Source organism: Paracoccus sp. M683 (assembly GCF_007096355.1).
Classification (GTDB): Bacteria; Pseudomonadota; Alphaproteobacteria; order Rhodobacterales; family Rhodobacteraceae; genus Paracoccus.
The window spans coordinates 73,290-87,601 of sequence record NZ_VKDF01000012.1 but is presented as its reverse complement, the minus strand read 5'-3'; the positions used below and the strand labels follow the sequence as shown (position 1 = coordinate 87,601).

Genomic DNA, 14,312 nt, shown 5'->3' with positions numbered 1-14,312 from the left:
GTCGATCTGGTCATAGGCCTTGAATTCGCCGAAATACTTCGTAATCGCAGCCGTCAGCGTCGTCTTGCCATGGTCAACGTGACCAATCGTCCCGATGTTGACATGCGGTTTGTTACGTTCAAACTTTGCCTTTGCCATTGTTGGCTCCTTTTCGTGACGGTGCGTGCCAGCACGCACCCTACAGGGTTGGTAGGGTGCGTGGTTTCCCACGCACCGCCTTGATTACGCGTATTTCTTCTGGATCTCGTCCGAGATGTTCTGCGGCACGGCCTCGTAATGGTCGAACTGCATCGTGAACACTGCGCGGCCCGAAGACATCGAACGCAGGTTGTTGATATAGCCGAACATATTGGCCAGCGGCACCATCGCGTCGATGACGTTCGCGTTGCCGCGGCTGTCCTGACCACGCACCATGCCACGACGGCTGGTGAGATCGCCGATGATCGAACCGGTATATTCTTCCGGCGTCACAACCTCGACCTTCATGATCGGTTCCAGCAGCTTGGCGCCAGCCTTTTTCAGGCCGTCGCGCATCGCGGCACGGGCAGCGATTTCAAAGGCCAGGACCGACGAGTCAACGTCATGGAACGCACCGTCGATCAGCGCGACCTTGAAGTCGATCACCGGGAAGCCGGCCAGCGGGCCCGAATCCATCACCGACTTGATGCCTTTTTCGACGCCGGGGATGTATTCCTTCGGCACCGCACCGCCCACGATCTTGCTTTCGAACGAGTAACCTTCGCCCGGCTCGGTCGGGGTGATGATCAGCTTGATACGCGCGAACTGGCCGGTACCACCGGTCTGTTTCTTGTGCGTATAGTCGATGTCGGCCTGCGACGAGATGGTTTCACGGTAAGCCACCTGCGGCGCACCGATATTCGCCTCGACCTTGAACTCGCGCTTCATCCGGTCGACCAGAATGTCGAGGTGAAGTTCGCCCATGCCCTTCATGATCGTCTGACCCGATTCCAGATCGGTTTCGACGCGGAAGGACGGGTCTTCGGCCGACAGGCGCTGAAGGGCGAGGCCCATCTTTTCCTGGTCAGCTTTCGACTTCGGCTCGACGGCGATCTCGATCACCGGCTCGGGGAAGGTCATGGTTTCCAGAACCACCGGCTTGGCCGGATCACACAGCGTGTCACCCGTGGTGGTGTCCTTCAGACCCGCCAGCGCGATGATGTCGCCGGCGAAAGCTTCCTCGATTTCCTCGCGGTTGATGGCGTGCATGATCATCATGCGGCCAACACGCTCGCGCTTGCCCTTGGTCGAGTTCAGCATCTGGTCGCCCTTCTTCACCACACCCGAATAGATGCGGGTGAAGGTCAGCGAACCGACGAAGGGGTCGTTCATGATCTTGAACGCCAGCGCCGAGAACGGCGCCGAGTCGTCGGCCGGACGCTCGATGTTGCGCTCTTCCGATTCGTCATCGGGGGCAAAGCCCTTCAGGACGGGCACGTCGACCGGTGCCGGCAGGAAGTCGATAACGGCGTTCAGCAGCGGCTGCACGCCCTTGTTCTTGAAGGCCGAGCCAGCCATGACCGGGAAGAAGGTCAGCGACAGCGTGCCCTTGCGGATCAGCTTGCGCAGGGTCGCTTCGTCAGGCTCGTTGCCTTCCAGATAGGCTTCCATGGCGTCGTCGTCCATTTCGACGGCCAGTTCGATCATCTTGCCGCGCCATTCGTCGGCCAGATCCTTCAGGTCGTCGCGGATCGGTTGACGAACCCAGCTTGCGCCAAGATCTTCGCCCTTCCAGACCCACTCTTCCATCTTGATCAGGTCGATGATGCCTTCCAGCTTGTCCTCGGCGCCGATCGGCAGGGCGATCGGGCAAGGGGTGCCGCCGGTACGGTCCTTGATCATGCGGACGCAGTTGAAATAGTCGGCGCCGATCTTGTCCATCTTGTTGACGAACACGATCCGCGGCACGCCATAGCGGTCAGCCTGGCGCCAGACGGTTTCGGTCTGCGGCTCGACACCGGCATTGGCGTCCAGAAGGCAGATCGCGCCATCCAGAACGGCCAGCGAACGTTCGACTTCAATGGTGAAGTCGACGTGGCCCGGCGTGTCGATGATGTTGAAGCGATACTTGGTGTCGCTTTCGGTCGTCGGATCTTCCTGACGCTGCCAGAACGTCGTGGTCGCAGCCGAGGTGATGGTGATGCCGCGCTCGGCCTCTTGTTCCATCCAGTCCATCGTCGCGGCGCCGTCATGGACTTCGCCGATCTTGTGGGACTTGCCGGTGTAGTAAAGGATACGCTCGGTCGTGGTGGTCTTGCCGGCATCAATATGGGCCATGATGCCGAAGTTGCGATAGCGCTGCGGCGGATATTCGCGTGCCATGAGTGACTTCCTTTCGCCTTACCAGCGGTAGTGGCTGAACGCCTTGTTGGCGTCGGCCATCTTGTGCGTGTCTTCACGCTTCTTGACGGCGGTGCCGCGGCCCTGGACGGCATCGGTCAGCTCGCCGGCCAGACGCTCTTCCATGGTGTTTTCGTTGCGCTTCTTGGCAGCGTCGATCAGCCAGCGGATCGCCAGCGCCTCGCGGCGGATCGGACGAACCTCAACCGGCACCTGATAGGTGGCACCACCCACACGGCGCGAGCGGACCTCGACCGAGGGTTTCACGTTGTCCAGGGCTTCATGGAAGACCTCGACAGGGGCGCGCTTCAGGCGGGTTTCGACACGGTCCAAAGCGTTATAGACGATACGCTCGGCAACCGATTTCTTGCCGTCAACCATCAGGTTGTTCATGAATTTGGTCAGCACGCGATCGCCAAATTTGGCGTCGGGCAGGACTTCGCGCTTTTCAGCGGCGTGACGACGGGACATTGATGCCTCTCCTTATTTCGGACGCTTCGCGCCGTATTTCGAACGACGCTGACGACGATCTTTGACGCCCTGGGTATCCAGCACACCGCGCAGGATGTGGTAACGGACACCCGGAAGGTCTTTCACACGGCCGCCACGGATCAGCACGACGCTGTGTTCCTGAAGGTTGTGCTTTTCGCCCGGAATGTAGGAAATGACTTCAAAACCATTGGTCAGACGCACCTTGGCGACTTTCCGCATAGCAGAGTTAGGCTTTTTCGGCGTCGTTGTGTAGACGCGCGTGCAGACACCGCGCTTCTGCGGGCATCCTTGCAGGTGCTGCGACTTGCTGCGCTGCACCTTGGGCTGCCGCGGTTTGCGGATCAGCTGTTGAATCGTCGGCATTCGGTTCCCCGTCTTGCTTTACGTCAATACTCGCACCCCTGTCAGGGTGCACCACTTCTCGACAGCGCCTTGCGCATACCGCAAAACGCCAAACTGCACCCAACCCCTCGCGGGGAGGACGCGTCGTTTTCCAGAGGATCGGGGCGTGAAACGGCCCGGATCGTGACCACACAGGTTCTGGCTGCCCAAGGCGGCCGCCTCGGGTGTGGGGCATATAGGGGGAATCATGGGGGCTGTCAACAGCGGGGCAAGGCCAACAGTCCCCTGCCCAGCCCTAGGAAAATCGGCGCGCGGCCGCGTCCAGCAAGGCGTGGTCCAGCCCAAGGCGCCGCCGCATCCGATCCGGCAGGGATGCCGGTTCGGCCTCCCATGGATAGCCGGCACCAAGCGAGCCTGAATCGCCATCCCCATGCATCAGCCGCAAGAACATCAGCGGCTGCGGAATGCTGACGCCGGGCATCCACAGGCCCAGCTTGGCATGGTTGAAATGCACCGCCGTCGCATCGCGTTCAGGCCCAAGGAAAACCGTCAGCGCCACGCCCATATTGTGACAGATCCTTGGGATCAACTCCAACCCCTCGGGCGTTACCTTGGCCATCAATCCCCGCGAATGATCCAGCGACAGCCGGCGTTCGACCTGCCACAGGTCGGTGATCGGCCGGAAATCGCGCCGTGCGCATTCGACATAGTCGAAAGCAACCGCATCATCGTCATCATGGCGGAAATGCCCGACCACATCGGCATCGCGGTCGATATGCGGACGGATCGCGGCCAGGCAGGCTTCCAGATGGCGGTCCATCGGCGGCACCAGTTCCAGCCGGAACTGGGGGGTCGCGGCGACGACATCCTGCAAGCGCGACAGGTAGGGCTGCGGCAAATCGGGGCCGGTCATGATGACAAGGGTAAAATCGGCATCGGTCTGTGCCCGCCAAGCCGGCAAGGCGACATGTTCGAACCAGAACCAGCGCCTTTCCAGCCGGGCGGGATCATAGAGGAAGGCGCGCCGCTCGGCGATGGTGGCGTGGTCCTTCTGATAGCCGCGCAGGCCCAGATAGGACCACCGCATCAGGCCCAGCATCTGCACCCGCATCCATTACCCCTCGCGCAGCTGGCCCTCGCGCCAGATCGAATAGATCCCTGCCGACACGATCAGCCCCGCGCCGATCCACGTCCACAGATCCGGCCATTCGCCAAAGACCACCAGCCCCAGCAAGATCGCCACCACCAGAGAGACATAACGGAACGGCGCGACAAAGGAAATCTCGCCCACGCGCATCGTCGCCACGACCGTCATATAGCCGACCGTCAGGAACGCCCCCGCCAGGACCAGCAGCGCGGCCTGTTCGACCGTCGGGCGCTGCCAGCCTTCTTCGATGCTCAGCAGCGCCGCCGACAGCGTCACCGAAACGGCAGCATAGAAGGCGATGGTGGACGAGCTTATCTCGCGGCTGAACATCCGCGTCGCCAGATCGCGCAGGACCACCAGCGCCACCGAGCCGAGGCCAAGCGCCGACCAGACGGTAAAGGCCGATGTTCCCGGCCGAAGGATCATCAGGACGCCCGCCAGACCGACCAGCACCGCCAGGATGCGCCGCCAGCCCAGGCTTTCGCCAAAGAACAGCGCGGCGGCCAGCATCACCGCCAGCGGCAGCGATTGCATGATCGCCGACAGATCGCCAATCGCCATATGCTTCAGCGCATTCAGAAACAGAATGGTCGACCCGACCTCGCCAACAAGGCGCAGCGCCATCGGCAACACCGCCCGGCGCGGCAACCGCAGCCGCAGCCCCCCCTCGCGCAGCGTCAGAAAAATCAGGCCCAGCATGACCACCCCGCCGCGAATGGTGATCGACTGATAAAGCGGCAGATCCTGGGTGACGAATTTCATCACCGTGTCGTTCAGCGTGAAGAACACCATCGCCACGCACATCAACATCGCGCCCCGCAAGTTGTCGCCGTGGCTATGCGTCTTGGGCTGGATGGCGGCGGGCCGGACCTTGCGGTTGGGCGACAGGATCGGGGTCCGCATGGCAGGGGCCTTTTGGTATACAGGTTTGGTTTGGGTTACGCCTGCCCGCGGGCAATGAAAAGCCCCCGCCGCCTCGCGATTTGCAGACAGAGACGCAAACAGGGGGCCGCCGATCAGGCCGGCAGCCGCCGAAACAGCGGCGCGGATGTCCTTAGCGGCAGGAAATCTCGAATGTCTGGCCGACGCGATACAGCGGGGTGCCATTTGCCATGGTCATGCTGAACGAAGCCTCGGGCTGCGTCTGGCCGACGATGTCGTGGCCAGAGGGGCATTGCGCTGATGCCCGCTCTGCCAGATTGCCCCGACCTGTGCCCTGCAATTGCGCGGACATCCGTGCCAGCTGCGCTTCGGTCGGCTTTTCGGTGGCCTGCATGCTGGTAAAGATCTGATAGACCGGCTTGCCGTCGCGGGTGCCGACCGGCTCTGGCGGTGCCGGCTTGACACATGCGGCCTGGGCAAGCGCCGCAATGATCGGCGAGATGAAAGTCGGTTTCAGTCGTGGCCACCTCACGATCTGACAGTCCTGATATGGAAACAGCCCCGACATGACGCCGGGGCTGGATCTGGTCTGATCAACCTTGCGGTCGGATCATTCTTCGGTTTCGACCTCGGTGAAGGCCACGTCCACCACCGGCTCGGCCACCGGGGCCGCCAGGGCTGCGGCGGCCTCGGCCTCGGCGCGGCGGGCCACGATCACGTCCTGGTCACGCTCGGACGCGATACGACGCACGCGGGCAGTGGCGCCACCGGTGCCGGCCGGGATCAGCCGGCCGACGATGACGTTTTCCTTCAGCCCGACCAGCTTGTCGCGCTTGCCCTGAACGGCGGCCTCGGTCAGCACGCGGGTCGTTTCCTGGAACGAGGCGGCCGAGATGAAGCTGCGGGTCTGCAAGCTGGCCTTGGTGATACCCAGCAGAACAGGCTCGCCCGTGGCGGGTTTGCCGCCCTTGGCTTCGATCTTGGCGTTCTCTTCCTCGAACTCGTCGCGGTCGACATGCTCGCCCTTCAGCAACGTGGTATCGCCGCTGTCGATGATCTCGATCTTCTGAAGCATCTGGCGAACGATCACCTCGATATGCTTGTCGTTGATCTTCACACCTTGCAGACGATAGACGTCCTGAACCTCGTCGATCAGGTAGTCGGCCAGCGCCTCGATCCCCATGATCCGCAGGATGTCATGCGGGGCGGGGTTACCGTCCATGATATAGTCACCCTTCTGCACGAAGTCGCCTTCCTGCACCGGGATGTGCTTGCCTTTCGGCACCATGTATTCGACGGGCTCAAGGTTCTCGTCGGCCGGCTCGATGGCGATGCGGCGCTTGTTCTTGTAGTCCTTGCCAAAGCGCACATAACCGTCGATTTCGGCGATGATCGCGTGATCCTTGGGACGACGGGCCTCGAACAGTTCCGCCACGCGGGGAAGACCCCCGGTGATGTCCTTGGTCCTGGCGCCTTCGCGCGGGATACGTGCCACCACGTCGCCGGCTTTGATTTCCTGACCGTCCTCGACGGAAAGGATCGCATCCACCGACATCGGATAGGTGACCGGATTACCCGCGTCGTTGCGCACCGGTTCGCCATCCTCGCCCATGATGATGATCTCGGGCTTCAGGTCGTTGCCTTTGGGGGCCGAGCGCCAATCGCTGACGATCTTCTGGGTCATGCCGGTGGCATCGTCGGTCTCGTCACGGACCGACAGGCCCGAGAGAAGGTCGACAAAGCGCGCCATGCCCGCCTTTTCGGCGATGATCGGCAGGGTATAGGGATCCCATTCGAACATCTTCTGACCGCGAACGACCTTGTCGCCTTCGCGCACGAACAGCTTGGAACCGTAGAACAGCTTGTGGCTGGCCACGGATTCGCCCTGCGCGTTCATCACGTGCAGCTGCATGTTGCGGCTCATCACGATCAGTTCGCCCGAGGCGTTTTCCAGCACGTTCTCGTTCTGGAACGACACCGTGCCTTCCTGGTTCGCCGCCATGAACGACTGCTGGCCACCCTGTGCGATGCCGCCGATGTGGAAGGTCCGCATCGTCAGCTGCGTGCCGGGTTCGCCGATGGACTGGGCGGCGATGATGCCGACAGCCTCGCCGATATTGACCAGCGTGCCACGGGCCAGGTCGCGGCCATAGCACATCGCGCAAACGCCATCGTCGCTTTCGCAGGTCAGCGCCGACCGGATGCGCACCGACTGCACGCCCGATTCCTCGATCTCGTCGGCCTTGCGCTCGTCGATCAGGTCGCCGGCGCGGACGATGATCTCGTCGCTGCCCGGAACCAGAACGTCGTCGGCCGCGGTCCGGCCCAGCACACGCTCGCTGAGAGGCGAGATGACCTCGCCATCGTTGACGGCCGCCGTCGCGGTGATCGCGCGGTCAGTGCCGCAATCATGCTCGCGCACGATGCAGTCCTGCGCCACGTCGACCAGACGACGGGTCAGATAGCCCGAGTTCGCGGTCTTCAACGCGGTATCCGACAGACCTTTCCGGGCGCCGTGGGTCGAGTTGAAGTATTCAAGAACGGTCAGACCTTCCTTGAAGTTCGAGATGATCGGCGTCTCGATGATCTCGCCCGAGGGCTTGGCCATCAGACCGCGCATCCCGCCCAGCTGTTTCATCTGGCTGACCGAACCCCGCGCGCCCGAATGGGCCATCATATAGACGCTGTTCGGTTCCAGTTCGGCGCCGGCATCGTCCTTCTTGGTGGCCGAGATCGTGGCCATCATGGCCTCGGTCACGCGATCGTTGCATTTCGACCAGGCGTCGACGACCTTGTTGTACTTCTCGCCCTGGGTGATCAGACCGTCCAGATATTGCTGTTCGAACTCTTTCACCTGCTCCTGCACTTCGCCGACGATGTCCCACTTGTTGTCGGGGACCACCATGTCGTCCTTGCCAAAGCTGATGCCGGCACGGAAAGCTTCGCGGAAGCCCAGACCCATGATCTTGTCACTGAAGATCACGGCCTCTTTCTGGCCGCAGTAGCGGTAAACGGTGTCGATGACGTGCTGCACGTCTTTCTTGCGCAGCAGGCGGTTGACCAGCTCGAACGGCGCCTTGGCGTTCAGCGGCAGCAGCGTGCCAAGCCGGATGCGACCCGGCGTGGTTTCAAAGCGCTGCATGACCTCGTTGCCGTCTTCGTCGATCTGCTTCAGACGCGCGGTGATCTTGGCGTGCAGATGCACCTCGCCTGCGGCAAGGGCGTGTTCGACCTCGTCGGTATTGGCAAAGACCATGCCTTCGCCGTTCATCCCCTCACGCATCATCGACACGTAATAGAGACCAAGGATCATGTCCTGCGACGGAACGATGATCGGCGCGCCGTTGGCGGGCGACAGAACGTTGTTCGTCGACATCATCAGGACGCGCGCTTCCAGCTGGGCCTCAAGGCTCAGCGGAACGTGCACGGCCATCTGGTCGCCGTCGAAGTCAGCGTTGAAGGCCGAGCAGACCAGCGGGTGCAGCTGGATCGCCTTGCCTTCGATCAGGATCGGTTCGAACGCCTGAATCCCAAGACGGTGCAGCGTCGGCGCACGGTTCAGCAGAACCGGGTGCTCGCGGATCACCTCGTCCAGAATATCCCAGACCTCGGGACGTTCCTTCTCGACCAGCTTCTTGGCCTGCTTGACCGTCGAGGAAAGCCCCTTCGCCTCAAGCCGCGAATAGATGAAAGGCTTGAACAGCTCCAAGGCCATCTTCTTCGGCAGGCCGCACTGATGCAGCTTCAGTTCCGGGCCGGTCACGATGACCGAACGACCCGAGAAGTCCACGCGCTTGCCCAGAAGGTTCTGGCGGAAGCGGCCCTGCTTGCCCTTCAGCATGTCAGACAGCGATTTCAGCGGGCGACGGTTGTTTCCGGTGATCACGCGGCCACGACGGCCGTTATCGAACAGCGCATCGACCGATTCCTGCAACATCCGCTTTTCGTTGCGGACGATGATGTCGGGTGCGCGCAATTCGATCAGGCGCTTCAGACGGTTGTTGCGGTTGATGACCCGGCGATACAGATCGTTCAGGTCCGAAGTCGCGAAACGGCCGCCATCCAGCGGAACCAGCGGACGCAGTTCCGGCGGGATGACCGGGATCACGGTCAGCACCATCCATTCGGGCCGGTTGCCCGACTCGAGGAAGGATTCGACGATCTTCAGCCGCTTGATGATTTTCTTCGGCTTCAGCTCGCCCGTGGCTTCCTTCAGCTCTTCGCGCAGTTGCTCGGCGGTCGATTCCAGGTCGATATTGGCCAGCATGGTGCGGATCGCCTCGGCACCGATATCGGCGGTAAAGGCGTCGGCGCCGTACTGGTCCTGTGCATCAAGGAATTCTTTCTCGGTCAGCAACTGGCCATAGGTCAGGTCGGTCAGACCGGGCTCGATCACGACGTAGTTTTCGAAATACAGGATCCGTTCCAGATCGCGCAGCGTCATGTCCAGCATCAGGCCGATGCGGGACGGCAGCGATTTCAGGAACCAGATATGCGCAACGGGCGCGGCCAGTTCGATATGGCCCATACGCTCGCGGCGGACCTTTTGCAGGGTCACTTCCACGCCGCATTTTTCGCAGACCAGACCGCGATATTTCATGCGCTTGTATTTGCCGCACAGGCATTCATAGTCCTTGATCGGGCCAAAAATGCGCGCGCAGAACAGACCGTCACGTTCCGGCTTGAACGTGCGGTAGTTGATGGTTTCGGGCTTTTTCACCTCGCCGAACGACCAAGCCAGAATTTCTTCGGGCGAGGCCAGCGAGATCTTGATTTCGTCGAACTGCCGCGGCGGGGCCAGCGGGTTCAGCGGATTGGTGGCGAGTTCCTGGTTCATTTTCAATTCCTAATGAAGGGCACGGGGGAGGAAAGGTGCGTGGGGACCACGCACCCTACCGAATTCGGACCGTAGGGTGCGTGCTTGCACGCACCGTTACTCGTCCTCCTCCGCATCCAGGAGTTCCATGTTGAGGCCCAGACCCCGGACCTCTTTGACGAGAACGTTGAACGATTCCGGCACGCCGGCCTCGAAATTGTCCTCGCCCTTCACGATGCTTTCATAGACCTTGGTCCGGCCAGCGACGTCATCCGACTTCACCGTCAGCATTTCCTGCAGGGTATAGGCGGCGCCGTAAGCTTCCAGCGCCCAGACCTCCATCTCACCCAGACGCTGACCACCGAACTGCGCCTTACCACCCAGCGGCTGCTGCGTGACCAACGAGTACGGGCCGGTCGAGCGGGCATGCATCTTGTCATCGACAAGGTGATGCAACTTCAGGACATACTTCATGCCAACCGTGACCGGACGCGCGAACTGCTCGCCCGTGCGGCCATCAAAGACCACCGACTGACCCGAGGTGTCGAAACCGGCGCGCTTCAGCGCGTCGTTCACGTCAGCCTCTTTCGCACCGTCAAAGACGGGCGTGGCGATCGGCACACCGCTGCGAACGGTGCTGGCGTGTTCGACCAGCAGGTCGTCATCCATGCCCTCAAAGGTCTCGGCATACAGGTCGTCGCCATATCCGATCTTCATCGCTTCGCGAACCGGGGTCATGTCGCCATTGCGCCGGTAATCTTCCAGCGCCTCGTCGATTTTCAGACCCAGACCACGGCTGGCCCAACCCATATGCGTTTCCAGGATCTGACCGACGTTCATACGCGACGGCACGCCCAGCGGGTTCAGAACCAGATCGACGGGGGTGCCATCCGCAAGGAAGGGCATGTCCTCCATCGGGACGACCTTGGACACGACGCCCTTGTTGCCGTGACGACCGGCCATCTTGTCCCCGGCCTGAAGCTTGCGCTTCACCGCCACGAACACCTTGACCATCTTCATCACGCCCGGCGGCAGGTCGTCGCCCTGACGGACCTTCTCGACCTTGTCCTCGAAGCGGTTTTCCAGCGCCTTCTTCTGGTTGTCGTATTGCTGGTTCAGCGCCTCGACTTCCTTGGCAACATCCTCTTCGCTGACAGCAAGCTGCCACCACTGGCCGCGCGACAGCGTGCCCAGCAATTCGTCGTCGATCAGCGCGCCGGCCTTGATGCCTTTCGGGCCTTTCACGGCCTTCTTGCCCAAGATCAGCGTTTTCAGACGCGCATAGATGTTGCGGTCCAGAATGTGCTGTTCGTCGTCCCGGTCACGGGCCAGACGTTCCACTTCCTCGCGCTCGATCTGCAAGGCACGCTCGTCCTTGTCGATGCCGTGGCGGTTGAACACCCGGACCTCGACGATGGTGCCGTAAGCACCGGGCGGCAGGCGCAGCGAGGTATCGCGCACGTCCGAAGCTTTCTCGCCGAAGATGGCGCGCAGAAGCTTTTCTTCCGGCGTCATCGGGCTTTCACCCTTCGGCGTGATCTTGCCCACCAGAATATCGCCCGGTCCGACCTCGGCGCCGATATAGACGATGCCAGCCTCGTCGAGGTTGCGCAGCGCCTCTTCACCGACGTTCGGGATGTCGCGGGTGATTTCCTCGGGCCCAAGCTTGGTGTCGCGAGCCGCCACTTCGTATTCGTCGATATGGATCGAGGTGAACACGTCATCGCGGTGGATCCGCTCGGAAATCAGGATCGAGTCTTCGTAGTTATAGCCGTTCCACGGCATGAACGCGACGACCACGTTGCGGCCTATGGCCAGTTCGCCCTGATCGGTCGAGGGACCGTCAGCGATGACCTGACCCTTCTGCACCCGCTCGCCCACCTTGATCAGCGGACGCTGGTTGATGGTCGAGGACTGGTTCGAACGCTTGAACTTGCGCAGACGATAGATGTCCACGCCCGCGTCGCCCGCGCCCAGATCCTCGGTCGCGCGCACAACGATACGCTGCGCATCAACCTGGTCGATCACACCGCCGCGGCGCGCCATGATGGCGGCGCCGGAATCGCGGGCCACGATGGCCTCCATCCCGGTGCCGACAAACGGTGCCTCGGCCCGCAGCAGAGGCACGGCCTGACGCTGCATGTTCGAGCCCATCAGCGCGCGGTTGGCGTCGTCGTTTTCCAGGAAGGGGATCAGCGCGGCAGCGATCGAGACCAGCTGCTTGGGCGATACGTCGATCAGATCGACGGCATCGACCGGGTTCAGCATGAAATCGCCCGCCTGACGGGTGCTGACCAGTTCGTTGACGAACTTGCCGTCATCATCCAGCTGCGCGTTGGCCTGCGCCACGGTGTGACGCATTTCCTCGGTCGCGGACATATAGACCACGTCGTCGGTCACCTTGCCCTCGATCACCTTGCGGTACGGGGTTTCGATGAAGCCGTATTTGTTGACGCGGGCAAAGGTCGCCAGGCTGTTGATCAGGCCGATGTTCTGACCTTCCGGCGTTTCGATCGGGCACATCCGGCCGTAATGGGTCGGGTGAACGTCGCGCACCTCAAAACCAGCACGCTCGCGCGTCAGACCGCCCGGCCCAAGGGCCGACAGGCGCCGCTTATGCGTCACTTCCGACAGCGGGTTGGTCTGGTCCATGAACTGCGACAGCTGCGAGCTACCGAAGAATTCGCGGACAGCAGCCGCCGCCGGCTTGGCATTGATCAGGTCCTGCGGCATGACGGTGTCGATCTCGACGCCCGACATCCGCTCGCGGATGGCACGCTCCATCCGCAGCAGGCCGACGCGATACTGGTTTTCCATCAACTCACCGACCGAACGCACCCGGCGGTTGCCCAGATGGTCGATATCGTCGATCTCGCCCTTGCCATCGCGCAACTCGACCAGGCCGCGCACACAGGCCACGATATCCTCGTGACGCAGGGTGCGCTGCGTGTCCGGCGCGTCCAGATCAAGGCGCATGTTCATCTTCACGCGACCGACGGCCGACAGGTCGTAACGCTCGCTGTCAAAGAACAGGCTGTTGAACAGGGTGCTGGCGGCTTCGACGGTGGGCGGCTCGCCCGGACGCATGACGCGATAGATATCCATCAGCGCGGTGTCGCGGCCCATGTTCTTGTCGGCGGCCATGGTGTTGCGGATATAGGGACCGACATTGACGTGGTCGATGTCCAGCACCGGAATATCGGTGACGTCATTGTCCAGCAGCACTTTCAGCACGCCGCCCGACAATTCGCCTTCCTTGTTATATTCCGCCGTGATCTCGTCACCGGCCTCGGCATAGATGAAGCCGGTCTCGTCATTGACGATATCCTTGGCGACAAAGCGGCCGACGATACGCTCGAACGGGACCAGCAGGTTCACCCGCTCGCCCGATTCCAGCAATTGCTTGACCAGACGCGGCGTCACCTTGTCGCCGGCCTTGGTGATCACCTCGCCGGTATCGGCATTGACCAGGTCATAGCTGGGACGGGTGCCGCGCACGCGCTCGGGGAAGAAGCGGGTAACCCAACCACCCTCTTTGCCCTTGCCGGCGCGCTGCAACTTGTAGTCGACGGTGTCATAGAAGGCGTCCATGATGCCTTCCTGATCCATGCCCAGGGCATAGAGCAGCGTCGTCACCGGCAGCTTCCGGCGGCGGTCGATGCGCGCAAAGACCAGGTCCTTGGCGTCAAATTCAAAGTCCAGCCAGCTGCCGCGATAGGGGATGATACGGCAGGCAAACAGCAGCTTGCCCGAGCTGTGGGTCTTGCCGCGGTCGTGATCGAAGAACACGCCGGGGCTGCGGTGCATCTGGCTGACGACCACGCGCTCGGTCCCGTTCACGATGAACGTGCCGTTCTGGGTCATCAGGGGCATGTCGCCCATATAGACGTCCTGTTCCTTGATGTCCTTGACCGACTTGGCGCCGGTGTTTTCATCGACATCGAACACGATCAGACGCAGCGTCACCTTCAGCGGGGCGGCATAGGTCATGTCGCGCGCCTGGCATTCGTCCACGTCGTATTTCGGCTTTTCCAGCTCGTATTTCACGAATTCCAGGGTGGCGGTCTCGTTGAAGTCCTTGATCGGAAAGACCGATTGGAAAACGCCCTGGATACCCTCGCCATCCTGATGCTGCGGCGCGTCACCCGAGCGCAGGAACAGGTCATAGCTGGATTTCTGAACCTCGATGAGGTTCGGCATTTCAAGAACTTCGCGGATATTGCCGTAATAGCGCCGGATGCGCTTCTGGCCGACATAAGCTTGCGCCATGCGGAA

At 61.8% G+C, this 14,312-nt stretch carries 9 protein-coding genes; all 9 read right to left on the bottom strand.

Features of this window, described 5'->3' with window-relative positions; all coding sequences use genetic code 11:
* A partial coding sequence (locus tag FNJ84_RS17645) for a GTP-binding protein (RefSeq protein WP_255471279.1) occupies positions 1-138 on the bottom strand: 138 nt, incomplete at its 3' end.
* A gap of 84 nt (positions 139-222) precedes the next feature.
* Positions 223-2,340, bottom strand: coding sequence for an elongation factor G (gene fusA / locus FNJ84_RS17640; protein ID WP_143794624.1), 2,118 nt, complete (start codon positions 2,338-2,340; stop codon positions 223-225).
* 18 nt (positions 2,341-2,358) lie between these two features.
* A complete protein-coding gene (rpsG, locus tag FNJ84_RS17635; protein ID WP_143794623.1) occupies positions 2,359-2,829 on the bottom strand; it encodes a 30S ribosomal protein S7 in 471 nt (156 codons plus the stop codon).
* Between the two features lie 12 nt (positions 2,830-2,841).
* On the bottom strand, positions 2,842-3,213 hold the full coding sequence (rpsL, locus tag FNJ84_RS17630; RefSeq protein ID WP_022705687.1) for a 30S ribosomal protein S12: 372 nt from the start codon (positions 3,211-3,213) through the stop codon (positions 2,842-2,844).
* A gap of 274 nt (positions 3,214-3,487) precedes the next feature.
* Positions 3,488-4,303 carry a glycosyltransferase gene (locus FNJ84_RS17625; RefSeq protein ID WP_143794622.1) on the bottom strand — a complete coding sequence of 272 codons (816 nt, stop codon included), beginning with the start codon at positions 4,301-4,303 and terminating at the stop codon, positions 3,488-3,490.
* Positions 4,304-4,306: 3 nt separating this feature from the next.
* A complete protein-coding gene (locus tag FNJ84_RS17620; protein ID WP_143794621.1) occupies positions 4,307-5,242 on the bottom strand; it encodes a DMT family transporter in 936 nt (311 codons plus the stop codon).
* Positions 5,243-5,393: 151 nt separating this feature from the next.
* Positions 5,394-5,753 carry a hypothetical protein gene (locus FNJ84_RS17615; protein ID WP_143794620.1) on the bottom strand — a complete coding sequence of 120 codons (360 nt, stop codon included), beginning with the start codon at positions 5,751-5,753 and terminating at the stop codon, positions 5,394-5,396.
* A 78-nt stretch (positions 5,754-5,831) separates the two neighbouring features.
* Positions 5,832-10,058 (bottom strand): DNA-directed RNA polymerase subunit beta', encoded by a 4,227-nt coding sequence (gene rpoC / locus FNJ84_RS17610; protein ID WP_143794619.1) that lies wholly within the window; start codon positions 10,056-10,058, stop codon positions 5,832-5,834.
* Between the two features lie 96 nt (positions 10,059-10,154).
* Positions 10,155-14,306, bottom strand: coding sequence for a DNA-directed RNA polymerase subunit beta (rpoB, locus tag FNJ84_RS17605; RefSeq protein ID WP_143794618.1), 4,152 nt, complete (start codon positions 14,304-14,306; stop codon positions 10,155-10,157).
* Positions 14,307-14,312 lie beyond the last annotated feature (6 nt).

Excerpts from the sequence above, each read along its gene's own strand:
- fusA (WP_143794624.1), bottom strand. The coding sequence starts at position 2,340 with ATGGCACGCGAATATCCGCCGCAGCGCTATCGCAACTTCGGCATCATG.
- rpsG (WP_143794623.1), bottom strand. The coding sequence starts at position 2,829 with ATGTCCCGTCGTCACGCCGCTGAAAAGCGCGAAGTCCTGCCCGACGCC.
- rpsL (WP_022705687.1), bottom strand. The coding sequence starts at position 3,213 with ATGCCGACGATTCAACAGCTGATCCGCAAACCGCGGCAGCCCAAGGTG.
- FNJ84_RS17625 (WP_143794622.1), bottom strand. The coding sequence starts at position 4,303 with ATGCGGGTGCAGATGCTGGGCCTGATGCGGTGGTCCTATCTGGGCCTG.
- FNJ84_RS17620 (WP_143794621.1), bottom strand. The coding sequence starts at position 5,242 with ATGCGGACCCCGATCCTGTCGCCCAACCGCAAGGTCCGGCCCGCCGCC.
- rpoC (WP_143794619.1), bottom strand. The coding sequence starts at position 10,058 with ATGAACCAGGAACTCGCCACCAATCCGCTGAACCCGCTGGCCCCGCCG.
- rpoB (WP_143794618.1), bottom strand. The coding sequence starts at position 14,306 with ATGGCGCAAGCTTATGTCGGCCAGAAGCGCATCCGGCGCTATTACGGC.